Genomic DNA, 20,432 nt, shown 5'->3' with positions numbered 1-20,432 from the left:
CGGGGCCTGCATTACCCGCACATTAGGGAACCCGGTTCAACCATTCCGCTGTGCCAAATTTCGCTTCCACGCGGTTCCTGGCCTCACTCAATTCCGCATCGGTGAGCCGGGACTCCACCGCGCCGTAGCGCTCCGTGAAGACCTCCTGCATGGCCTGAAGGATCGCTGCACGGGCGAGCCCGGTCTGTCGTCGCAAGGGATCCACTCGTTTCTTCGCACTGCGGGTTCCCTTATCGCTGAGCTTCTCCTTGCCGATGCGCAGAACCTCCAGCATTTTGTCGGCATCGATGTCGTAGCTCATGGTCACATGGTGGAGCATTCCGCCGTTGGCGAGGCGTTTCTGCGCTGCTCCGCCAATCTTGCCTTGGTCTGTGGCGATGTCATTGAGGGGAACGTAGAACGCCGTGATGCCGAGTTTCTCCAGGGCGGCCATGACCCAGGCATCCAGGAAAGCATAGGAGTCGGCGAAACTGATGCCGTCCACGAGGGTTTGCGGAAGATACAAGGAGTAGGTGATGCAGTTGCCGGCCTCCATGAACATGGCTCCGCCGCCGCTGATCCTGCGCACCACCGTGATGCCGTGACGGGACACGCCCTCTGGATCCACCTCGTTCCGGACGGATTGGAAACTGCCGATCACCACGGAGGGTTCTTCCCAGTCCCAGAAACGAAGCGTCGGGTTTCGCCGTCCAGAGCCGACTTCCTCTGTCAGGACTTCGTCCAAGGCTACGTTGACCTGTGTGGGCAGGACTGAGGGCGGGATAACTTCCCACTGGTGGTCAGCCCAGCCGGTGGCTTTTGACAGTGCACGGCGGACGGTGATGGCCACCGCTTCTGCGGAAAACCCGAACAGTACGGCCCCTTCGGGCAACCCCGCGGTGACGGCTGTGGCTATCTCTGTCGCTGTTGAGCTCTCTGGTAGGCCCGTCAGCGCCCGGTTGATGTCCTGTAGTGATTCATCGGGCTCCAGGAAGAAATCGCCGCTCAGCGAGACATTGGTGAAGCGTCCGTCCATGACGTCCAGGTCAACCACCACGAGTTTCCCGCCGGGTACCTTGTATTCCCCGTGGGGGCGCGTTCCGTCGTCGTGGGTTTCCGGTGAGTTCAGGGGCTGGGAAGTCATGCTGTCCATCTTGCCGGAAAACGCAAAGGCCCGCATTGCCGGAAATCCAGCAATGCGGGCCTTCGAAAGCCTTGGGGTGAAGTGGTTACTTCTTGCCGCCGAAGCCCTTGAAGCGAGCGTTGAAGCGCTCGACGCGGCCAGCAGAGTCCATGATGCGCTGCTTGCCCGTGTAGAACGGGTGGGACTCCGAAGAGATTTCGACGTCGATAACCGGGTAGGTGTTTCCGTCTTCCCACTCGATGGTCTTCGAGGAAGACACGGTGGACTTGGTCAGGAACTGCGTACCGGAGGCCAGGTCGTTGAAGACAACAGCTTCGTACTTCGGGTGAATATCAGACTTCATAATGGGACCTTTTGTTCGCGCAACTGGATTTTGCCAGCTGCCAGGTATGAATGGAGGTGGTCAGATACTGAAAAGTGAATATTTCAGTGCCCGGGCCAACAACCAATCATAGCGGATACCGCCATGCCATACGAAACCGGGATCAGGACTTCGGGCGAAGTTCCCAAAACGCTACCGCGGAGGCAGCTGCTACGTTCAATGAATCAACACCTGCCCGCATCGGGATCTTAACCGCGAGGTCGACGACGGCCAGCGTTTCGGCGCTCATACCTGCACCTTCGGTTCCAAGCACCAGGGCGAGTTTCGGTATTTGCTGCATCGCCAGGTCGTCCACGTCCAGGGCGTCGTCCGTCAATTCCATGGCGGCCACCGTGAAACCTTGGTCCTGTAAGCGGACCAGGTCATCGGGCCAGCTTTCCAGCCGCGCCCACGGCACTTGGAAGACCGTGCCCATGCTGACCCGAACGCTGCGCCTGTACAACGGATCGCCGCACCGGGGCGAGACGAGGACAGCATCGATACCCAGCGCGGCGGCCGAGCGGAAGATCGCACCCACATTGGTGTGGTCCACTATGTCCTCAAGAACGGCCACACGTTGAGCGTTGGCGAGGAGTTCCTCCAGTGGAACGGGAGCCGGCCGGTGCATGGCAGCCATCGCACCGCGGTGAAGGTGGAATCCGGTGATCTCCTCCAGCAGGGAAGCTTTGCCAATGAAGACGGGAACGTCGGGGTACGCCTGAAAAACGTCGTCCAGATCGTCCAGCCACTTTTCCGCCAGAAAAAAGGAACGAGGCTGATGTCCTGCAGCCAGTGCCCTGCGAAGGACCCGGGAGGACTCAGCGATGTACATGCCTTCCTGAGGCTCGCGGAGCTTCCGGAGGTGTACATCGGTGAGCGTGGTGTAGTCCGCGACGCGGGGATCAGCTGCAGACTCGAGATAGTGAAAGGTCACCGGGGGACTATTTCAGCAGGTTGGCGATCATGAAGCCAAGTGCCACGATGCCGAGCGCGAAAATGACGGCCCGCAGGACTTTCGGGGAAAGCTTCCGCCCTACTTTCGAACCGATGAGGCCGCCGATGGTGGAGCTCACGGCAATGAGGAGGACAAAGAACCACTCGATGCGGTCAAAGGCGAAAATCAGGTAGGAAACGGCGGCAACCATGTTGACGCCCAGCACCAGGATGTTCTTCATGGCATTCGCATTTTGCATGGTTCCGGAGAGGAAAACCCCCAGGATTCCCACTAGGAGGATCCCCTGGGCTGCGACGAAGTAGCCTCCATAGACACCGGCAAGGTACACGAGGACCACCAGCAGGATGCCGTGGCTTCGATCGCGGATGGCATGCTCAGGGTTTTCTTCCCGGCTGCGCACCCATGCCTGCAGTCTGGGCTGGAAGACCACCATCAGCAGGGCAACCACCAGCAGCACCGGGGCAACGTAGTGGAACACCTTCTCCGGCAGGTGCAGCAGCAGCCAGGCTCCGGTGATACCGCCCAGCAAAGAGGCCGGCAACAGCTTCATCAGCTGCCTGCCGCGACCGGCAAGTTCGCGCCGGTAGCCCCATGCGCCGGCGGCGTTGCCCGCCACAAGGCCCATCGCATTGCTCATGGAGGCAACAACAGGCGTCACGCCAATAGCGATGAGTACGGGGAACGTGACCAGCGTGCCGGAGCCGACAACGGCGTTGATGGTGCCGGCCCACAAGCCCGCGAAAAAGACCAGGATGCTGCTAAGAATCTCCACTTTAAGTTACCGGATCCTTTTAGCGGCGGGCAGTAGCCGTGTAACGGCCACCGCTCTCGGAAACGTCCAGCGCGAGCCCGAAGGTATTGCTGAGGTGCTCGTCAGTGAGGACTTCCTTGATGGGGCCCGCGGCAACCACGCCACCTTCACGAAGCAGCATTGCGTGGGTAAAGCCAGGAGGAACTTCTTCAAGGTGGTGGGTCACCAGGACCATGGCTGGAGCAGCTTCGTCGCTGGCAAGCTCGCCGAGCTTGTGGACCAGTTCTTCACGGCCGCCGAGGTCGAGGCCGGCCGCTGGTTCATCAAGAAGCAGCAGTTCAGGGTCCGTCATGAGGGCACGCGCGATTTGGACACGCTTGCGCTCTCCCTCCGACAACGTGGCAAACGTCCGGTTGAGCAGGGGGCCCATCCCCCAGTCATTCAGGAGGCTGAAGGCGCGGCGTTCGTCGTCGCGCTCGTAACCCTCGCGCCAGCGGCCCGTGACGCCGTAGGCGGCGGTGACCACAACGTTCAAGACGTTCTCGTGCTCGGGAATCTGGGTAGCCAACGCAGCGGAGGAAAGACCGATCCGGGGGCGGAGTTCAAAGACGTCTACGCGGCCCAGGGTCTCATCAAGGATCCCGGCCTGGCCGCTGCTGGGATGCAGTCGGGCTGCAGCGATCTGGAGAAGGGTGGTCTTACCGGCCCCGTTGGGTCCCAGGATGACCCACCGTTCGCCTTCGTTGACCTGCCAGTCAACCTTGTCCAGCAGGGTCTTCTTGCCTCGGACAACGCTGACGGAAGCCAGTTCCAGAACATCACTCATAGCAGTAGACACTAGGACAAAAATCCATATGACTGATAACCGGTCAGCGTGCAGGCTTTGTGTCGCGAAACGAATTCGGGCGCATGCAGCGCCCTCAGTAGGATTGGGGCCATGACTTCGAACTTGGCTGCGGTCAGCTATGGCGTGAATTTGTCCCCTGAATCCCTCGACAATGTGCGAAAAACACTGGCCGAATCCGGCGTCGCAGTGTCGTCGGAATCACACGGTGGGGATGATCGATTTGCTGTCGTCACGGCGAGCCTCACTGCAGGCACAGAGACTGCAGCGGACCTGGCAGTTGTCCGGCGGAAGATAGCAGAAGCGGCCCAAGCCGGAGTGGACACCGCAATCGTTCCCGAAGGATTGCGGCAGGCTTCCCGGAAACTGCTCATCATGGACGTTGACTCAACGCTGATCCAGCAGGAAGTGATTGAGCTACTGGCAGAGCATGCAGGCAAGCGCGAAGAAGTTACGGCCGTCACTGAAGCAGCCATGAGGGGCGAACTCGACTTCGCCCAGAGCCTGCACGCCCGCGTCGCCGTCCTCGCCGGCCTTCCGGCCGCCGTCGTCGATTCCGTCCGGCACGAGGTGCGGCTTAGCCTCGGCGCCGCAGAGCTCGTGGCAGCTTTCAAAGCGGCCGGCCACGTTGTGGCTGTCGTTTCCGGAGGCTTCAATCAGATTCTGGGTCCCATCGCCCAAGAGCTGGGCCTTGATTACTGGATTGCCAATGAGCTTGAAATCGTCGACGGCGCGTTGACCGGCAAGGTGCTGGGCGCAGTCATTGATCGTGCAGCCAAGGAAAAGTACTTGCGCGCGTGGGCAGCGGCGGAGGGAATCAACTTGGAGCACACCATCGCGGTGGGCGACGGAGCCAACGACCTCGACATGCTCAATGCTGCCGGCATTGGTGTTGCCTTTAATGCCAAGCCGGCTGTCCGTGCCGCAGCTGACGCCGTGATCAACATTCCTTACCTGGATGCTGTCCGGCACATCGCCAACGTCTAAGACTCAACCGCCCCTCTTTGACTCCTGTCGGCGGCCACGCTGCCCATCGGTGGCTTCCGTGCGCCCAAAATACCTCCGAAACACTAAACCTTATTTCGTGACGCAGAAACGCGCTAAATTTATTGAATTGTCGTGAACTGATAGCTCAAATAGATGCCGTCGGTCGTTAACTTTACGACGGTTTATGAGAATGTCCCATAATGACCAGTCGCTGGGTTATTAATGTGTAAAGTTTAGAACTCGACGACGAAATCCGTGATGCCTTCGGCAGGGCGGGATGACGGAAGAGCAGGGATAGGGAGTGAACCGTACGGAGCGCACGTGGAAGTGGTGGAAACGGCGCGAAGGAGTCGAGCTGGCGCATCATGAGCTGACTTCCCCCGACGTGCCACCAATGCCGCTTCACGATATCTTCCATGAGCTCACGGATTCCGGTGAATACACAACAGAAGAGGATGAATATCTTATGAGCTCACTCGATGAAGCCACCAAGCAACTACTATCCATTGAAGGCGCCACAGGTGCGGCAATCGTGGATTACTCCAGTGGCATGGCCCTGGCCCAAGGTGGCAACCCCGGCTTCGACCTTGGGGTTGCTGCTGCCGGAAACTCCAATGTTGTCAGCTCCAAGCTGAGGACCATGGCTGACCTTGGCCTGAACAGCAATATCGAAGATATCCTCATCACCCTGGACACCCAGTACCACCTGATCAACGTCCTGAACTCTGACGGGTCCAAGGGCCTCTTCGTGTATCTGGTGTTGGACCGTACCTACGCAAACCTCGCTTTGGCACGGCACAAGCTCAAGAACATCGCAAAGGAAATCGCCATCTGATAGCTCACGGAACCACTCAGGGACGGTCGCGGGATTCGCGACCGTCCCTTGTTGTTAACCGGACGGGCGTCTTCAACCGGACAGGCGTCTTCAACCGGACAGGCGCCTACAACCGGACGGGCGCCTTCTGCGGGTCGGACTAGTTTCTTGCGCGCCGGGCTTCGCCGTTTCCAGATTCAAATTTCACGCCAAGCATGTGATGTACCAGGACATCTTCATTGGTGTTGGCATTGGCCTCAATAGTCACGAGTTCCCCGTCCCGCATCACGCCGATGCGCTGACACCAACTGACCATTTCTGACAGGTCTGAAGACAAGAGGATGATCGCAACCCCGGTCCGGCTCAGCTCGTTCAGCATCTTGTAGACGACTTCTTTGGCGCCGATGTCGATTCCGCGGCTGGGATGGCTAAGGATCAGCACATCGCAGTCGGTGGCCATCCACTTGGCGAGCTGCACTTTCTGCCGGTCGCCACCAGACAAGGTGCTGATGGAGCCTTGAATGTTAGTGGTGTTGATGCGCATCCGGCGGACCACGTCCACCACACCACGTAGCTGGGAGATTTCGTCGTTCAGGGTCACGCCGGCCGTGCCGGCATCCGATTGAAGCCCGTCCACGATGCTGGTGCTGGATTCCAGTGAGTCGGAGCTCTCCGACGAATAGCCAATCTTCAACCGCCGGGCATCCTGCCGGCTCCGTATCTGCACCGGCGTTTCGTTCATGAGGATTTTCCCGGCCGTGCTGGGATGAATGCCTGCGATCGCCTCTACGAGTTCGTGGACCCCCGAACGGTGTGTGCCTACCAGGCCGAAGATTTCCCCTTTAGCGACAGTAAAGGTCACATCCCGAACCGTATCCCCCACACCGAGGTTCAGGACGCTCAACGCGTCACCGCTTCCCTCCGGCGCAGTGGGCCGGGAGACTTTCTCCCGTTCCTGCTGAAGCAAGAGGAAAGCGAGTTCGTCTTCGTTAACACCGGCGGCGTCCAGAACCTTGTGCACCCTTCCGTCGCGCATGACCGCGATGCGGTGCGCAATGGATCGGACTTCGTCGAGGCGGTGGGTGATGTAGATGATGGCCCGCCCTTGCCGGATGAGCATCCGCAGGACCTGATGCAGAACAGCAACATCGTGGTCGGGCAGTGAGGCGGCAACCTCATCCATGATCACCAACTGCGCCTCTTCGGCAACCATCCTGAGGACTTCCACGAGGGCTTGCTCGGCACGAATCAGGGTGCCGACTTTGGCGTCCGGATTCATGCTGATGCCGATGTCCCGAATCAACTGACTGGCTTGATCCCGGAGCTGTTCATGGGATTTCCCTGACTGGAAGGTTCCCCGAAAGATGGCTTGGGTGATGGTCAGCTGGGGGTCGATTTTGAAGTTCTGGGGTATGAGTCCAACCCCGCAGGCCTGGGCCTCGTCCATCGAGTCCGGCTTGTATGTTTCGCCGCCCAGGGTGATCCGGCCACCATCGTGCTGATGGGATCCGGCCAACACGCCCATAAGGGTGGTCTTCCCTGCGCCGTTGGTTCCGATCAATCCCAGGTTCTCTCCCCGATGCAGGGATAGTTCTACGCCTTTGAGGATTCGCCGCTGGTCATAGGAGGCGTGAATATCGTCAGCATGCAATAACAGGTCCAAAGAAGCTCCTAAGGCCAGGGACAAAGTCCGCCCGTCATCAGCATTCATTTATCCACACTGCTGGGAACTATGGACGAGGGCGCCTTTGAGAGTCAAACAGATGGAATCCCTTAATGCAAAAGACTAAAACTGAAACAGCAAGGACCATATCGTGACGCGAAATTTCCAATAATTTATAGAATTGTCATCATAGTGTTTCGCTGGTTGGAGGATTCGGAATCACGTGCGCACCGATGGCCAACGATTGGAGGCTTAAATAGTTGTGGTCCGGGACAGGTGTCCCGGACCACAACTAATAACGAGTGCTCTATTCGGCTGCCTTGTTGAAGTAATCGGCGCCGCCCACGTATTCGGTGTGGCCGGTTTCGACATCGGCGGTAACCATTCTGGCCACCTCAGCAGCGAACTCCTCTACGGAATACAACTTGCCCGCTTCCGCGCGGCGGGCCTCAATGGCGCCAGGGTTGGAGCGGTCAAGAAGCGTTGCCGTGACGGTGCCCTCGATCATATCGCCGGATACCACCACCAGGGAGATGCCCTTGTCAGCCAGGTTTGGGACGAGGGCGCGCAGCGCGTCTTCCCCGGCGCGCTTGCTCTTTGCCACCGGCTCGTACTCGGGCATGGTGGGCACGGTCTCAACGAAGTGCGCCTGATGGCTGGTGACGAAGACAACGCGCGAGCCTTCAGGCATGAGCGGGACGGCCGCATTGAGCATGTTGATCTGGGCATCGCGGTTCAGCTTGAGCGCATAGCCTTCTTCCATGCCCGATTCCATGCCACCGGAGGCGTTAAGGACCAGAACGTCCAGTGAGCCGAATTCCTCCATGGCAGTGCTGGCAAGTGCGTGCACGCCTTCATCGGTGGTCAGGTCAGCGCCGACAGCCGCTGCGCGTCCGCCTGCGGCCTGAATCCCGGCCACTACCTTGTTGGCGCGCGGCGCCTTCTGGCGGTAATTAACAACGACGGCGGCACCCTCGCCGGCGAGAATCTTGGCAACTTCAGCGCCAATTCCGCGGGAAGAACCCGTGACGATGGCGGTCTTGTTATCCAGCAGTCCCATTCGTGCTCCTTTTGTTCACTTCATCCAAATTCCGTGGGCTCGACATCCATCATGCCAGCGGCAGGGATGAAATCTGTTGTCGACCCCGGACAAAAAACTGCGCTAGCGGCTAGTGGCCCATTCCGAGGCCACCATCCACCGGGATGACCGCACCTGAGATGTACGCGGCTTCGTCACTCGCAACCCAGCGCACGACGTCCGCTACCTCGGAGGCTTCGGCGAAGCGCCCTGCGGGAACGCTGGCCAGATAGGACTTCTGGGTATCCTCCGGCAATTCTGCGGTCATGTCGGTGTTGATAAAGCCCGGTGCCACGACGTTGGCCGTGATACCCCGGCTTCCGAGCTCGCGGGTCAGTGAGCGCGCGATCCCCACCATGCCGGCTTTGGAGGCGGAGTAATTGATCTGGCCGGGTGCACCATAGAGGCCTGACACCGAGGAGATGAGGACCACACGTCCCTTGCGAAGCCGGATCATGCCCTTGGACGCCCGCTTGATGACACGGAAAGCGCCGGTCAGGTTGGTATCCAGCACCGACGTGAAGTCTTCTTCGCTCATGCGGAGCAGGAGCGTGTCCTTGGTAATGCCTGCATTGGCTACCAGGACCTGGACCGGCCCGTGTGCCTCTTCGACAATCTTGAACGCCGCATCAATGGAGGCCTCGTCCGTGACGTCGGCTTTCACGCCCAGGATGCCTTCAGGCAATTCTGTTTCACTTCGGTAGGTGACCGCTACTTTGTCACCATTGGCAAGGAACGATTCCGCAATGGCAAGGCCGATCCCTCGGTTGCCGCCGGTGATGAGGACGCTCCGGCCGGTGGATACTGCTTCAGTCATGCTTTCGCTCCAGGTTCCGCGGCACTCAACGGCCGCTATGAAGAGGGATTTTCCTGTGTCGATCTTATCCGCCACCCGCCACAACCGGCCGGTAACCAGCAACGCGCGTGGTTTGGGCGCATAGAGCGTTGGTGAGAGAATTGACAGAGGCCTTTGGAGCGTGATGATTCAGTTGTGACACGAGAAGACAGTCCCCTGCAGCAAGTGCCCGGGGAACCGGACGCTGTTTCCAGTGATCCCGAAGTCCACAGCATCACTGATGCCGCTGCTGCACATTCAGAAGACATGCGCGACCGCATGATCAAGTACGCCGTGGCCATGGGTATCCGCATGGTCTGCATCATTCTGATCTTTGTTGTGGACGGCTGGTTCAAGATCATTGCCATCGCAGGCGCCGTCTTCCTTCCATGGATCGCCGTGGTCATCGCCAATGGGAACGACAAAGCCGAGGACCACAGTGAATCGCTGCTGGACTATGTGGCCGTTCCGGAGATTGAACGCTCCACACAGCCCGAGCACGAAGTTTCAGAAGAGCCCACTGTTCTCCAGGGCGAACTCGTGGACGACGAACCAGCAAGCAAAGAAGAGGGCCCGTCCACCGGGCATTCAAGCGAGGCCGGACACACCGGCAACGAACGGGCGGCTTCATGAACATCTTCAACCTTGGCGGAGCGAATGCTGCCGGCCAAGCAGATCAACGCGCCACAGCATCGGCCATGTGCTCCCGCAAGGGCTGCCGGGCCGATGCTGACTGGCAGCTTCTATGGAATAACCCACGCATCCATACTCCTGAGCGGCGGAAAGTCTGGTTGTCCTGCGACGAACACCGGGCTTGGCTGGAGGACTACCTCCAGACGAGGGGCCTTTGGAAAGAAAGCGTGCCGTTTTTGGCCGACGAAGAATCTGCGAACGAGGCCCGCTGAATGTACCGTTTCCTTTTCTCCAGCAAATGGCTGGGGTACTTCGTCTTGGCCGTCATCTTCGCCACAGCCTGCGTGTTTCTGGGACGCTGGCAAATGGACCGCAGGGCTGAGACCTTGGCAGAGATCAACCGCGTGGTCAGCAACTATTCGGCCACTCCTGTCCCCTTCGCAGAGGTCAAGGATCAGTTCAACGCCCTGGACCCTGAGAAGGAGTGGACCCAGGTTGAGCTTCGGGGCAGGTATGACATTGACGGTCAGCGGGTTGTCCGGAACCGGCCGCTGAACGGCCAGCCAGGCTACGACGTCGTGGTTCCTTTTCGCCTCACCACCGGCGAAGCAGTGGTGATTGACCGCGGTTGGCTGCCCATCGGCAACAACACGCCGGGGCGTCCCGACGTCGTTCCCGCACCTCCCACAGGTGAGGTCACCGTGGTTGCCCGCCTCAAGCCGGCAGAGCCCAAGCTTGACCGCGGCGCCGTGGACGGGCAGCTCGCCTCGATCGATCTGGCCAGTTTTGCCACGGAACTCCCCTACCCCCTGGCCACCGGCGCTTACGGCCAATTGGCCAGTGAGGATCCTGCGGTCCAGGAGATGCCCACGCCGTTCCCCAAACCAGCCACGGAAGAGGGCACCCATCTCTCCTACTCCCTGCAGTGGTTCGCCTTTGGCGTTTTGATGTTCATCGGCTTTGGCTACGCGGCCCGCCAACAGGCCCGCAATGCCGCCATCGATGCCGAAGACGAAGAGGACGAGCAGATCATCGCTGCAGGCGGAGCGCCCAAGAAGCGGACCCCTGCTCCACGGAAGAACAAACGCCCATCGTCAGAAGAAGAGGAAGACGCGATCCTTGATGCACAAGGCTACTGATTTGAGCGCCGACCCTGTACAACACGTCCGGGCTTCTTTAACAGCAGCCGGCGCCAAGGACACTGTCCGGACTTTTGGCGAGAAGGTTCCTACCGCGGCGGCCGCTGCTTCAGTCCTGGGGTGCGACGTTGCCGCGATCACCAACAGCCTCATCTTCGAGCTCAACGGTGAACCACTGCTCATCCTTGCCAGCGGCGCGGCCAAGGTAGATACATCGCTGGTGGCAGATCAGCTGGGATCCGGCAGAATCCGCCGTGCAAAACCCGACTTCGTGTTGCAACACACGGGCCAGGAAGTAGGCGGAGTCGCCCCTGTAGGCCACCCTGAGAAACTCCGAACCATCCTGGACACCTCGCTCCAAGAACACCCACTACTCTGGGCGGGTGCCGGAGACCACAACTCGATGTTCTCCATCAGCTATGAGGAACTAAGGACCATCACCAACGCTGAGGAACTTCAAGTCCGTTAGTCGCCGTATGGGCTAACAACCCGCAAGCGAAGCGACGCAACCAGGGCTTACGCCAGCGTAATGAGGTCCAGGTAGTCCTCGTTCCAGTGGTCTTCCACGCCGTCCGGAAGCAGCACTACACGCTCTGGATTCAGCGCTGACACCGCACCTTCGTCGTGGCTGACCATGACGACGGCGCCACTGTAGTTCTTGAGCGCCCCCAGGATTTCCGCGCGGCTGGCCGGATCCAGGTTGTTGGTGGGCTCATCCAGGAGAAGCACGTTGGCGCTGGAAGCCACAATGGTGGCAAGCGCCAGGCGCGTCTTCTCGCCACCGGACAATACGCCTGCAGGCTTTTCAACATCGTCACCGGAGAACAGGAACGAGCCCAGGATGCCGCGTACTTCGGCATCTTTCATGTCCGGCGCTGAGGAGCGCATGTTTTCCAGGACGGTGCGATCGTGGTCCAGCGTTTCGTGCTCCTGGGCGTAGTAGCCCACCTTGAGCCCGTGGCCCGGAATGATATCGCCGGTATCAGGCTTGTCCACACCGGCGAGCATACGGAGCAAGGTGGTCTTGCCCGCGCCGTTCAGGCCGAGGATAACTACCTTGGAGCCACGGTCGATTGCCAGATCCACATCGGTGAAGATTTCGAGTGATCCGTAGGACTTGCTGAGGCCCTCGGCGGTCAAGGGGGTCTTGCCGCAGGGCGAGGGGTCCGGGAAGCGCAGGGCTGCCACGCGGTCGTTTTCGCGGACGGCCTCCAAACCGCCCAGGAGACGTTCGGCTCGCTTGGCCATGTTCTGCGCGGCGACGGCCTTGGTGGCCTTGGCGCGCATCTTGTTGGCTTGGTCGATGAGGACCTGGGCCTTCTTTTCAGCGTTCGCACGCTCGCGCTTGCGGGCACGCTCATCTGTTTCGCGTTGCTGCAGGTACCGCTTCCAGCCCATGTTGTAGTAGTCGATCTGGGCCCGGTTGGCGTCCAGGTGGTAGACCTTGTTGACCGTGGCCTCGAGGAGTTCCACATCGTGGCTGATCACGATCAGTCCGCCCTGGTGGTCCTTGAGGAAATCCCGAAGCCACGTGATGGAGTCGGCGTCCAAGTGGTTGGTGGGTTCGTCCAGGAGGAGCGTTTCGGCCGAAGAGTAAAGGATACGGGCCAGCTCCACACGGCGGCGCTGGCCACCTGAAAGGGTCTTCAGCGGCTGATTGAGGATGCGTTCCGGCAGGGCAAGGTTGGAGGAGATGGCGGCCGCCTCGGCTTCTGCCGCGTAACCGCCTCCAGCCAGGAATTCAGCTTCCAAACGGTCGTAACGGTTCATGGCCTTGCGTTGGACGGCTGCGTCCTCGCTGGCCATCTCCATCTGGGCCTTCTTGAGCTTGCCCACCACCACGTCCAGACCACGCGCGGAGAGGATACGGTCCCGGGCGAGCTGTTCCATGTCCGGTGTCCGAGGATCCTGGGGCAGGTAGCCGATCTCGCCGCTGCGGGTTACCTTGCCACCTGCCGGAAGGCCTTCACCTGCCAACACGCGGGTGAGTGTGGTCTTGCCGGCACCGTTGCGCCCCACAAGTCCGATCTTGTCCCCTTTGTCCACCCTGAAGTTGACCTGGTCCATGAGCAGGCGTGCGCCGGCGCGGAGTTCGAGTTCCTGGACGGTAATCAATTCGGGTGATGCCTTTCAATGGGGAACGCTCGCGGGGACCGGTGGGCCCGATAAGTGCGGCGGGGACGGCCGTGAGAACAGCCTTTCCAAGTCTACCGGCACCCCGGGCGCAGGCTGACATCGGCCCAGATAGAGGAAAACTGTGCCACCCGCCAAAGAATTGCCGGGTTGTGTTGTGGAGAGGCTCCAAAAAATGTTGTCAGGGCCGTCCGTATTCTCGTCAACAGGGGAACACGCACTTTCATCGCATCGCATCACACCTGATTGGACCCACCATGAGCAACACCGACGCTGCCACCGTGCAGCGAACAACAGCCACCCGTAAACGCTGGACTGCCACAGACCTTGGCCTTATCGCCGTCTTCGCTGCGCTTGTGGCAGCTTCAGCTATTGTTCCCGGCATTCCGGTGGGAGCTCTTGGTGTCCCCATCACCCTGGTCACCTTGACGGTGATGCTCAGCGGTCTGGTACTGGGGGCTGGGCGGGGCTTTGCCGCCGTCGGGCTTTATGTATTGCTGGGCTTCGCGGGGCTGCCCATCTTCAGCGGTGGCCGCAGCGGCCTGGGTATCCTTGCCACGCCGTCGGCCGGCTACATCATCGCGTTCCCCCTGGCTGCAGCCGCTGCGGGCTACCTGGCAGGCGTCGTGATCCGCAGGACGGTCAAGTACCGCGGGCTGTGGCTTTTCGCCGCAGCCATGGCGAGCAGCATCGTGATCATTCACGGCCTGGGCATCCTGGGCATGATGATCAACGGCAAGCTGAACTTCGGCAAGGCGTTCATCGCGGATCTCGCGTTCTACCCCGGTGACATCCTCAAGAACGTGTTGGCGGTTGTCATTGCCTTGGCCATCCACAAGGCCTTCCCGGACGTCCTGGTACGTCGGGTCAAGTAAAGCGGGAACAATCAGTACATGAGCTCCATTAATTTCAGCAGCGTCTCGGTGCGCGTCGCAATTGACGGCAGCGACGCGCCCAAGACCCTGCTGCGTGACGTCTCCCTGGAATTGTCCGAGCGTCGAATCGGCGTCATTGGGGCCAACGGTTCCGGAAAGTCCACACTCCTCAGGCTCCTGAACGGCCTGGTTGAGCCCAGCGAGGGCACAGTTGTGGTTCACGGGGACAGCACAACTGCTGCCGTCCGTCGGGTGAGGGCCAACGTGGGCTTCGTCTTCACCGATCCTCTATCGCAGCTGGTGATGCCAACCGGCCGCGAGGATGTGGAACTGTCCCTGCGCCGTTCCGTGAGGAATTCAAAAGAACGTGCGTGCCGGGCCGAGTCTGTCCTGGAGCGCTTTGGGCTCTTGCGCCTTGCCGACCAAAGCATCTACGAGCTCTCAGGCGGTGAGCGCCAACTGCTGGCCTTGGCCGCAGTTCTCGCGGTGGACCCAAAGGTTCTGGTCCTGGATGAGCCCTCAACTCTCCTGGATCTCAGGAACCGCGAGCTCCTGCGCCGAACCATCGCCGGGCTGGATCAGCAGGTGGTCATGTCCACCCACGACCTTGACCTTGCCATGGATATGGATCGGGTTTTGGTGGTGGAAGCCGGCCGCATAGTGTTCGACGGCAGCCCGGCCGAAGGCGTCTCCTTCTACCGGGCGCTGTGCGCGGCAACACTGGACGCACCATCACTGGGTCAGGCGCCACAGTGAGGGGCCACGGTTTCCTGATCGGCAACTACGTCCGCGGCAACTCGATCATCCATCGCACTCCCCTGTGGCTTAAGTTCCTGGTGGTGGCAGCCTGCGGCGCTGTCTCCTTCCTGATTGTGGACTGGACGGTTTCCCTGCTTGCCTTCGCTGTGATGAGCGGTTTGTTCCTGTTGAGCGGCGCCGGCTACCGACGTCTGGGGCGGGCCATCTGGATGGTGGCTCCGATTCTTTTGATCATCGGCCTTTTCCAGTGGTGGCAGCTGGGTGGACCAACTGCCGCGCGCATTGTGCTGAACGTCCTGGTGTGTGTGGTGGCAGCCTCTGTGCTTACGGCCACGACGCCTGTGCAGGAACTTCTGGATGGAGTGGTTGGCATCGCCAAGCCATTCCGACGTTTCGGTGCGGACCCTGAACGTTTCGCGCTCACCATCGCCGTGATGCTGAGGAGCATCCCCTTCATTGCAGGCGCTTTCTCAGACGTACGGGACTCGGCGCGTGCACGCGGGCTGGAACGCAACCCCCGGGCACTGGTGCTCCCGGTGTTCATCACCACGGTGGCCTACGCGCGGCAGACCGGCGACGCCTTGGCTGCACGCGGTCTGGGGGAACCGGACGACCCGGCGTCCGGGCGCTGGATGTACAGCTAGAGCGCCAGAGTCGACTACTTCACAGCGTCGAATGCTTCACAGATTGGCATACTTAACAAGGGTTGCCGTTCCGAGTCCACCAGCACTGCTGATCATCGCCAAACCCAGAGGCATCTCCAACCCCATGTCGTTGCGCCGTCGAGCTTGAGCCAGAAGACGGGTTATTAGGACAGCACCCGAGGCACCGTAACCGTGCCCCAAAGCCAGAGCCCCACCATCCAGGTTGGCCCTCTCCGGATCAATCCCTACGTGGTCCATGCAGGCAATCGTCTGTGAAGCGAAGGCTTCGTTGAACTCGATCAGGTCAACGTCGTCCGATGCCACGCCCAGCGTCGTCAACAACCGGTTTGCCGCATACGCGGCACCGATACCCAGCAGTTCCGGCTCAACGCCGGTGGTGTCACTGCCGAGCACCAGCAGCCCGTCTGCGGCGCCCAGGGCGCGTGCACGCTTCAGTGAGGTGACCACGACGGCGGATGCGGCGTCCGCGTCGAAGCAGGAGTTTCCGGCCGTCACCGTTCCGCCGGGCACGAAGGCAGCCGGGAACCGCTCCATGAGGGCCGCCCGGAGCGCAGGCCTGGGGCCGTCGTCGGCGTCCACTCGGGCTCCGTTGCCCGGCAGCGGAACGATCTCCCCTGCGAACCGGCCACCCTTGGCGGCGTCCACTGCGCGACGATGGCTTCGGAGGGCGTACTCATCCTGCCGTTGGCGGGTGACACCGAACGTCCGGGCAACATTTTCTGCCGCAACCCCCATGTCCGGGTCGCCAAACTGTGGCGGCACAAAGGCAGCCCGGGAGTAGAAGTCCAGTCCGCCGTCGTCGTTCCTGTTGGCGCGGGCAGGTGCGGTACTGATGCTCTCCACTCCGCCTGCGAGATACAGCGGATCGCCGCCCGCCGCCACCAGCCTGGACGCCAAAGCGATGGCGTCCAGGCCCGAGCCGCATTGGCGATCCACTGTCAGCCCAGGCACGCTGGTGGGCATTCCGGCCTGGAGGGCGGCGAACCGGGCCACATTCCCGCCTCCACCCACGGCGTTTCCCATAATGACATCGTCCACATCAGCGGGCAGCACGTTCAGGGACTCCACCAAGGAGCGCAGGACCGGGGCCAGGAGGTCAGGGGCGCGGAGCTGTTTCAGCTGGCCGTTGGCGCGGCAAACCGGCGTCCTCAGCGCTGCGATGATGACCGGTTGCCGTGATTCGTCGGTGGTGCCGTCCCATGGCGCCGGGCTAAGCAAGGGGCTGCGCCCGCGGGTCATGATTCTTGATCCAATCCAGAAGGACTTTCCTGCTGACCTTGCCACGGTCTGTCATGGGCAGCTCCGACAACAGGAAATATTGCAACGGGCGTTTGTCGCGTGCCAACAACCCGTCCAGACCGCTGCGGAGTTGAGTGGCGGTGACGGCGCCATAAGCAGGAACGACGCCGGCAATCACCTTCTGGCCGCGGATATCGTCGGGCGCTCCGGCGGCTACTGCGAGCTCAATACCGGGAACTGACGCGAGAGCCAGTTCCACCTCGTGCGGGTAGACGTTCTTCCCCGACGTGATGATCATGTCCGAACGACGGCCAAGAATATGCAGCGTCCCCCGATCAAGGTACCCCTGGTCGCCCACCGTGAACCAGCCATCCAGGCACCGCAGGGCCTGGCCGTCGTCGCCCCATAGGTAACCGTTGCTGACCATGCCGCTGCGCACGCTGATGTTGCCATGTTCGCCGTCGGCCAGGGAGCGGCCGGCATCGTCAAGGATGCCTAAGTCCACTCCCGGGAACGGCGAACCGATGCCGGTACCGCTGGCGTCAAGCGGCTGGCCGGCGGCCAGACGGGTGCCGGACACAAAACTCAACTCTGAGGCACCGTAGTACTCATAGATGGCTGCATGGGGTGCCCAGCGTCGTGCGGCCTCCAACGTGCGGGCATCCAGCTTGGAACCGGCACAAATGATGCTGCGGATACCGGACGCGTCAACGTCACCAGCGAGCCCGCGCTCACTGAGCAGCCGGAGAATGGTAGGTGCCAGCACCAGCCTGGTGATGCCGTCATGGCTGATAGCGGCGTGGGCATCTCCGACGTCGAACGTGGGCAGGGTGTGGAAGGCAGCTCCTGCATAGAGGCACTCCGAGAGCGCATACAGGTTCAGGCTGGCGGACAGGGGACCCGGAGCCAAGGTCCTGTCGTCCTGGGAGAGGCCAAAGAACTCGATGGACGCCTCGAATGAAACCTGCCACGAACGCCGCGAACGCGTGAAGGCCTTCGGAATCGACGTGGTGCCAGAGGTGAGCCCAATGAGGAAAGTGCTGGAAGGGTCGCCGTCCACCAGCTCATCTTTGCCGGTGGCAGGAACGGCAGCCGCCCGGATCCGCGCAGTGACGTCTTCGATCATGGGGGCCGGCCATTGCGGGTCCAGCACCGCGCAGCGGCGCTCCCCCGCGACAGCGGCCGCATAGCGTTCGATGAACTGGCTCGAGTTGGGTTCGGCGAGGACAGTGGTGTTGGTCGACTGGCCGGGGAGCGCTGCAGCGGCATCGCGAAGTCCGGCCCAGGTGAGCCGACTGCTGCCCACAACGACGGCGGTGTCGTGGGGGCGCTCCTCGGCCCAGAGCTGAATTTTGTCCAGGAAGGGCATCCACGTAATTTTACGGCAGTGTCCGACCCCGGTCACCAAAAGTGACGTCTATTCTGACTGTATGAGTTTCAACGATGGCGCGCAGCTTGACCCTTCCCAGGTGGAAGACCGACGTGGCGGTGGAATGGGCAGGGGAACCAAGATTGGCGGTGGCATCGGAGGCGGCATTGTGGTTCTCCTCCTGGCACTGTTCGGGATCAACCCCAACATTCTCGGCGACTTGACGGGCGGCGGCAGCCAGCCTCCCGCCGTCGAAAGTGGAGGCGCCGGAGGCGTCCAGGAATGCCAAACAGGTGCGGATGCGGACAAGCGTCTCGACTGCCGGATCACGGGCACTGTGAATAGCCTCAACGCTTTCTGGCCGGACTATCTTGCTCAGTACAACGTGAAATACTCCCGCCCAGGAACGGTCATTTTTGATGCCGCCACGAATACCGGATGCGGCCCGGCTACCACAGCAGTGGGACCCTTCTATTGCCCGGCGGACGTTAAGGCGTATTTCGATCCCGGCTTCTTCGATGAACTGGTGACGCGTTTTGGCTCCTCGGGCGGTCCCTTGGCCCAGGAGTATGTGGTGGCCCACGAATTCGGGCACCACGTTCAGAACATCCTGGGCACCCTGGACCAGGCACAGCAGGATCCGCAGGGGCCGCAGTCAGGTGCTGTGCGCGTTGAGTTGCAGGCTGATTGCTACGCAGGCCTATGGGTACGCCACGCGACCACTCAGACCGATGCCAGCGGAAAACCGTTCCTCGATCCCCTTACTGAGCAGGACTTGCGCGACGCCCTCTCGGCCGCGTCCGCCGTCGGCGATGACCGGATCCAGCAGGCCGCCACCGGAAGAGTATCGCCCGAATCGTGGACGCACGGTTCCAGCGAGCAGCGGCAGAAGTGGTTCTACCAGGGGTACACCACGGGCGACATCAACAAGTGCGACACTTTTGGGGTGGCTTCTCCTTAGGGTTTTCCGCCTCAACGAAGAATGGTTCCGGGCAACCTGCCCGGAACCATTCTTTTACCCGCTGAGAGCAGGAGAAACTTACTGATCAGATGTTGAAGCCGAGGGCCCGCATCTGGTCCTTACCGTCGTCCGTGATCCGTTCAGGACCCCATGGCGGCATCCATACCCAGTTCAGGCGCCAGTCATCGACGACTCCATCGAGTGATTTGCCAACCTGCTCTTCAAGCACGTCAGTCAACGGGCAGGCCGCTGTTGTCAGTGTCATGTCGATCAGGAGGGCGCCGTCCTCGTCCGAGTACTTGAGTCCGTAGAGAAGGCCTAAGTCCACCACGTTGACCCCAAGCTCGGGGTCAATGACGTCCTTGAGCGCTTCCTCGACGTCCTCGAGGCTGGTTCGCGCCGTGTTGATTTCGGTCATGGAAAGATCCTAACTAGGCCTGCACAGCAGGAGCAACGGCAACGCCTGCGCCCGGGGCGTAGCGATCGTAGCCTTCGTCTTCAAGACGGTCAGCGAGCTCGGGGCCGCCCTCTTCAACAACCTTGCCGTCCACGAAGACGTGAACGAAGTCCGGCTTGATGTAGCGCAGGATGCGGGTGTAGTGGGTAATGAGCAGGGTGCCCATGTTGCCCTCTTCGTGTGCGCGGTTGACGCCCTCGGAGACAACCTTCAGAGCGTCAACATCCAGGCCGGAGTCGGTCTCGTCAAGGATGGCGAACTTCGGCTTGAAGAGTTCGAGCTGGAGGATTTCAACTCGCTTCTTCTCACCGCCGGAGAAGCCTTCGTTGACGTTGCGCTGTGCAAAGTCGGCGTCGATACGCAGCTGCTGCATGGCAGCCTTGACGTCCTTGGTCCAGGTACGGAGGGCCGGAGCTTCGCCGTCAATGGCGGTCTTGGCAGTGCGAAGGAAGTTGGTCATGGTGACGCCGGGGACCTCTACCGGGTACTGCATGGCCAGGAAGACGCCGGCACGGGCGCGTTCGTCGACGCTCATCTCCAGGACGTCTTCGCCGTCCAGGGTGATGGTGCCGCTGGTGACGTTGTAGCGGGGGTGGCCTGCGATGGTGGAAGCCAGCGTGGACTTGCCGGAGCCGTTGGGGCCCATGATTGCGTGCGTCTCACCGGTCTTGATGGTGAGGCTGACGCCCTTCAGGATCTCCTTGGTGCCCTGCTCCGTCTCAATGCTGACGTGCAGATCCTTGATCTCAAGAGTTGACATGCTCTTCTTTCTTTTCGTTCGTAAGTCTGGC

Annotated in this window: 23 protein-coding genes; 10 read left to right on the top strand and 13 right to left on the bottom strand. The window is 61.0% G+C overall.

Annotated features, from left to right (window positions below):
* Window positions 1-22 precede the first annotated feature (22 nt).
* The 5 genes from BMY91_RS09950 to BMY91_RS09930 all read right to left on the bottom strand — a co-directional run bounded on the left by BMY91_RS09950 (window position 23) and on the right by BMY91_RS09930 (window position 4,016).
* Window positions 23-1,123 (bottom strand): lipoate-protein ligase LplAB, encoded by a 1,101-nt coding sequence (locus tag BMY91_RS09950; protein ID WP_177179891.1) that lies wholly within the window; start codon window positions 1,121-1,123, stop codon window positions 23-25.
* Between the two features lie 85 nt (window positions 1,124-1,208).
* Window positions 1,209-1,466 carry a type B 50S ribosomal protein L31 gene (locus BMY91_RS09945; protein WP_017200906.1) on the bottom strand — a complete coding sequence of 86 codons (258 nt, stop codon included), beginning with the start codon at window positions 1,464-1,466 and terminating at the stop codon, window positions 1,209-1,211.
* Window positions 1,467-1,608: 142 nt separating this feature from the next.
* On the bottom strand, window positions 1,609-2,418 hold the full coding sequence (locus BMY91_RS09940; protein WP_090821385.1) for a TrmH family RNA methyltransferase: 810 nt from the start codon (window positions 2,416-2,418) through the stop codon (window positions 1,609-1,611).
* A 7-nt stretch (window positions 2,419-2,425) separates the two neighbouring features.
* Entirely contained in the window at window positions 2,426-3,211 is a 786-nt protein-coding gene (locus BMY91_RS09935; protein WP_090821383.1) for a sulfite exporter TauE/SafE family protein, read from the bottom strand.
* A 19-nt stretch (window positions 3,212-3,230) separates the two neighbouring features.
* Window positions 3,231-4,016 (bottom strand): ABC transporter ATP-binding protein, encoded by a 786-nt coding sequence (locus BMY91_RS09930; protein ID WP_090821381.1) that lies wholly within the window; start codon window positions 4,014-4,016, stop codon window positions 3,231-3,233.
* Between the two features lie 111 nt (window positions 4,017-4,127).
* Here BMY91_RS09930 and serB point away from each other — a divergent pair, with 111 nt between their 5' ends.
* Together serB and BMY91_RS09920 are read left to right on the top strand one after the other, a co-directional pair.
* Entirely contained in the window at window positions 4,128-5,021 is an 894-nt protein-coding gene (serB, locus tag BMY91_RS09925; RefSeq protein WP_090821379.1) for a phosphoserine phosphatase SerB, read from the top strand.
* A gap of 466 nt (window positions 5,022-5,487) precedes the next feature.
* On the top strand, window positions 5,488-5,856 hold the full coding sequence (locus BMY91_RS09920; RefSeq protein ID WP_090821765.1) for a hypothetical protein: 369 nt from the start codon (window positions 5,488-5,490) through the stop codon (window positions 5,854-5,856).
* 139 nt (window positions 5,857-5,995) lie between these two features.
* Here BMY91_RS09920 and BMY91_RS09915 read toward each other — a convergent pair whose 3' ends face one another.
* The 3 genes from BMY91_RS09915 to fabG all read right to left on the bottom strand — a co-directional run bounded on the left by BMY91_RS09915 (window position 5,996) and on the right by fabG (window position 9,393).
* A complete protein-coding gene (locus BMY91_RS09915; RefSeq protein WP_090821377.1) occupies window positions 5,996-7,498 on the bottom strand; it encodes an ATP-binding cassette domain-containing protein in 1,503 nt (500 codons plus the stop codon).
* Window positions 7,499-7,805: 307 nt separating this feature from the next.
* The gene (locus BMY91_RS09910; protein WP_090821376.1) at window positions 7,806-8,558 is read right to left on the bottom strand and encodes an SDR family oxidoreductase; all 753 of its coding nucleotides are present in this window, start codon (window positions 8,556-8,558) and stop codon (window positions 7,806-7,808) included.
* 109 nt (window positions 8,559-8,667) lie between these two features.
* Window positions 8,668-9,393 (bottom strand): 3-oxoacyl-ACP reductase FabG, encoded by a 726-nt coding sequence (fabG, locus tag BMY91_RS09905; protein WP_090821374.1) that lies wholly within the window; start codon window positions 9,391-9,393, stop codon window positions 8,668-8,670.
* Window positions 9,394-9,546: 153 nt separating this feature from the next.
* On the opposite strand from fabG, the gene BMY91_RS09900 reads away from it, so the two are divergent.
* Genes BMY91_RS09900 through BMY91_RS09885 form a run of 4 tightly spaced genes read left to right on the top strand, consistent with a single transcriptional unit; the run spans window position 9,547 to window position 11,652 of the window.
* Window positions 9,547-10,044 carry a DUF3099 domain-containing protein gene (locus tag BMY91_RS09900; RefSeq protein ID WP_090821372.1) on the top strand — a complete coding sequence of 166 codons (498 nt, stop codon included), beginning with the start codon at window positions 9,547-9,549 and terminating at the stop codon, window positions 10,042-10,044.
* Window positions 10,041-10,316 (top strand): hypothetical protein, encoded by a 276-nt coding sequence (locus tag BMY91_RS09895; RefSeq protein ID WP_090821369.1) that lies wholly within the window; start codon window positions 10,041-10,043, stop codon window positions 10,314-10,316. Before BMY91_RS09900 ends, BMY91_RS09895 begins: the two co-directional genes overlap by 4 nt.
* The gene (locus BMY91_RS09890) at window positions 10,317-11,183 is read left to right on the top strand and encodes an SURF1 family cytochrome oxidase biogenesis protein (protein WP_090821367.1); all 867 of its coding nucleotides are present in this window, start codon (window positions 10,317-10,319) and stop codon (window positions 11,181-11,183) included.
* On the top strand, window positions 11,167-11,652 hold the full coding sequence (locus BMY91_RS09885) for a YbaK/EbsC family protein (protein ID WP_090821365.1): 486 nt from the start codon (window positions 11,167-11,169) through the stop codon (window positions 11,650-11,652). Before BMY91_RS09890 ends, BMY91_RS09885 begins: the two co-directional genes overlap by 17 nt.
* 47 nt (window positions 11,653-11,699) lie before the next feature.
* Here BMY91_RS09885 and BMY91_RS09880 read toward each other — a convergent pair whose 3' ends face one another.
* On the bottom strand, window positions 11,700-13,298 hold the full coding sequence (locus BMY91_RS09880) for an ABC-F family ATP-binding cassette domain-containing protein (protein ID WP_090821363.1): 1,599 nt from the start codon (window positions 13,296-13,298) through the stop codon (window positions 11,700-11,702).
* Between the two features lie 275 nt (window positions 13,299-13,573).
* Here BMY91_RS09880 and BMY91_RS09875 point away from each other — a divergent pair, with 275 nt between their 5' ends.
* The 3 genes from BMY91_RS09875 to BMY91_RS09865 are packed head-to-tail and all read left to right on the top strand — an operon-like array spanning window position 13,574 to window position 15,594.
* A complete protein-coding gene (locus BMY91_RS09875) occupies window positions 13,574-14,191 on the top strand; it encodes a biotin transporter BioY (RefSeq protein ID WP_090821360.1) in 618 nt (205 codons plus the stop codon).
* An 18-nt stretch (window positions 14,192-14,209) separates the two neighbouring features.
* Entirely contained in the window at window positions 14,210-14,947 is a 738-nt protein-coding gene (locus BMY91_RS09870; RefSeq protein WP_090821358.1) for an energy-coupling factor ABC transporter ATP-binding protein, read from the top strand.
* Complete coding sequence (locus BMY91_RS09865) at window positions 14,944-15,594, top strand: energy-coupling factor transporter transmembrane component T family protein (RefSeq protein ID WP_090821355.1); 651 nt, start codon at window positions 14,944-14,946, stop codon at window positions 15,592-15,594. Before BMY91_RS09870 ends, BMY91_RS09865 begins: the two co-directional genes overlap by 4 nt.
* 36 nt (window positions 15,595-15,630) lie before the next feature.
* Here BMY91_RS09865 and BMY91_RS09860 read toward each other — a convergent pair whose 3' ends face one another.
* Window positions 15,631-16,854 (bottom strand): thiolase family protein, encoded by a 1,224-nt coding sequence (locus tag BMY91_RS09860; RefSeq protein ID WP_090821354.1) that lies wholly within the window; start codon window positions 16,852-16,854, stop codon window positions 15,631-15,633.
* A complete protein-coding gene (locus BMY91_RS09855) occupies window positions 16,826-18,223 on the bottom strand; it encodes a class I adenylate-forming enzyme family protein (RefSeq protein ID WP_090821352.1) in 1,398 nt (465 codons plus the stop codon). The genes BMY91_RS09860 and BMY91_RS09855 overlap by 29 nt, the downstream gene beginning before the upstream one ends.
* A gap of 61 nt (window positions 18,224-18,284) precedes the next feature.
* Here BMY91_RS09855 and BMY91_RS09850 point away from each other — a divergent pair, with 61 nt between their 5' ends.
* Window positions 18,285-19,184 (top strand): KPN_02809 family neutral zinc metallopeptidase, encoded by a 900-nt coding sequence (locus BMY91_RS09850; RefSeq protein ID WP_090821350.1) that lies wholly within the window; start codon window positions 18,285-18,287, stop codon window positions 19,182-19,184.
* Between the two features lie 85 nt (window positions 19,185-19,269).
* On the opposite strand, the gene BMY91_RS09845 is transcribed toward BMY91_RS09850, so the two are convergent.
* A complete protein-coding gene (locus BMY91_RS09845; protein ID WP_011774796.1) occupies window positions 19,270-19,602 on the bottom strand; it encodes a metal-sulfur cluster assembly factor in 333 nt (110 codons plus the stop codon).
* A 13-nt stretch (window positions 19,603-19,615) separates the two neighbouring features.
* Window positions 19,616-20,401 carry a Fe-S cluster assembly ATPase SufC gene (gene sufC, locus BMY91_RS09840; RefSeq protein WP_014921882.1) on the bottom strand — a complete coding sequence of 262 codons (786 nt, stop codon included), beginning with the start codon at window positions 20,399-20,401 and terminating at the stop codon, window positions 19,616-19,618.
* Between the last annotated feature and the right edge of the window lie 31 nt (window positions 20,402-20,432).

Source organism: Arthrobacter sp. yr096, from assembly GCF_900108925.1.
Lineage (GTDB): Bacteria > Actinomycetota > Actinomycetes > Actinomycetales > Micrococcaceae > Arthrobacter.
This window is presented reverse-complemented; position numbering and strand designations above follow the sequence as displayed.

Coding starts and splice junctions, on each gene's coding strand:
- fabG (WP_090821374.1), bottom strand. CDS start 9,393: ATGACTGAAGCAGTATCCACCGGCCGGAGCGTCCTCATCACCGGCGGC.
- BMY91_RS09885 (WP_090821365.1), top strand. CDS start 11,167: ATGCACAAGGCTACTGATTTGAGCGCCGACCCTGTACAACACGTCCGG.
- BMY91_RS09870 (WP_090821358.1), top strand. CDS start 14,210: ATGAGCTCCATTAATTTCAGCAGCGTCTCGGTGCGCGTCGCAATTGAC.
- BMY91_RS09895 (WP_090821369.1), top strand. CDS start 10,041: ATGAACATCTTCAACCTTGGCGGAGCGAATGCTGCCGGCCAAGCAGAT.
- BMY91_RS09945 (WP_017200906.1), bottom strand. CDS start 1,466: ATGAAGTCTGATATTCACCCGAAGTACGAAGCTGTTGTCTTCAACGAC.
- serB (WP_090821379.1), top strand. CDS start 4,128: ATGACTTCGAACTTGGCTGCGGTCAGCTATGGCGTGAATTTGTCCCCT.
- BMY91_RS09930 (WP_090821381.1), bottom strand. CDS start 4,016: ATGAGTGATGTTCTGGAACTGGCTTCCGTCAGCGTTGTCCGAGGCAAG.
- BMY91_RS09920 (WP_090821765.1), top strand. CDS start 5,488: ATGAGCTCACTCGATGAAGCCACCAAGCAACTACTATCCATTGAAGGC.
- BMY91_RS09910 (WP_090821376.1), bottom strand. CDS start 8,558: ATGGGACTGCTGGATAACAAGACCGCCATCGTCACGGGTTCTTCCCGC.
- BMY91_RS09950 (WP_177179891.1), bottom strand. CDS start 1,123: ATGACTTCCCAGCCCCTGAACTCACCGGAAACCCACGACGACGGAACG.
- BMY91_RS09890 (WP_090821367.1), top strand. CDS start 10,317: ATGTACCGTTTCCTTTTCTCCAGCAAATGGCTGGGGTACTTCGTCTTG.
- BMY91_RS09860 (WP_090821354.1), bottom strand. CDS start 16,854: ATGACCCGCGGGCGCAGCCCCTTGCTTAGCCCGGCGCCATGGGACGGC.
- BMY91_RS09845 (WP_011774796.1), bottom strand. CDS start 19,602: ATGACCGAAATCAACACGGCGCGAACCAGCCTCGAGGACGTCGAGGAA.
- BMY91_RS09875 (WP_090821360.1), top strand. CDS start 13,574: ATGAGCAACACCGACGCTGCCACCGTGCAGCGAACAACAGCCACCCGT.
- sufC (WP_014921882.1), bottom strand. CDS start 20,401: ATGTCAACTCTTGAGATCAAGGATCTGCACGTCAGCATTGAGACGGAG.
- BMY91_RS09855 (WP_090821352.1), bottom strand. CDS start 18,223: ATGCCCTTCCTGGACAAAATTCAGCTCTGGGCCGAGGAGCGCCCCCAC.
- BMY91_RS09850 (WP_090821350.1), top strand. CDS start 18,285: ATGAGTTTCAACGATGGCGCGCAGCTTGACCCTTCCCAGGTGGAAGAC.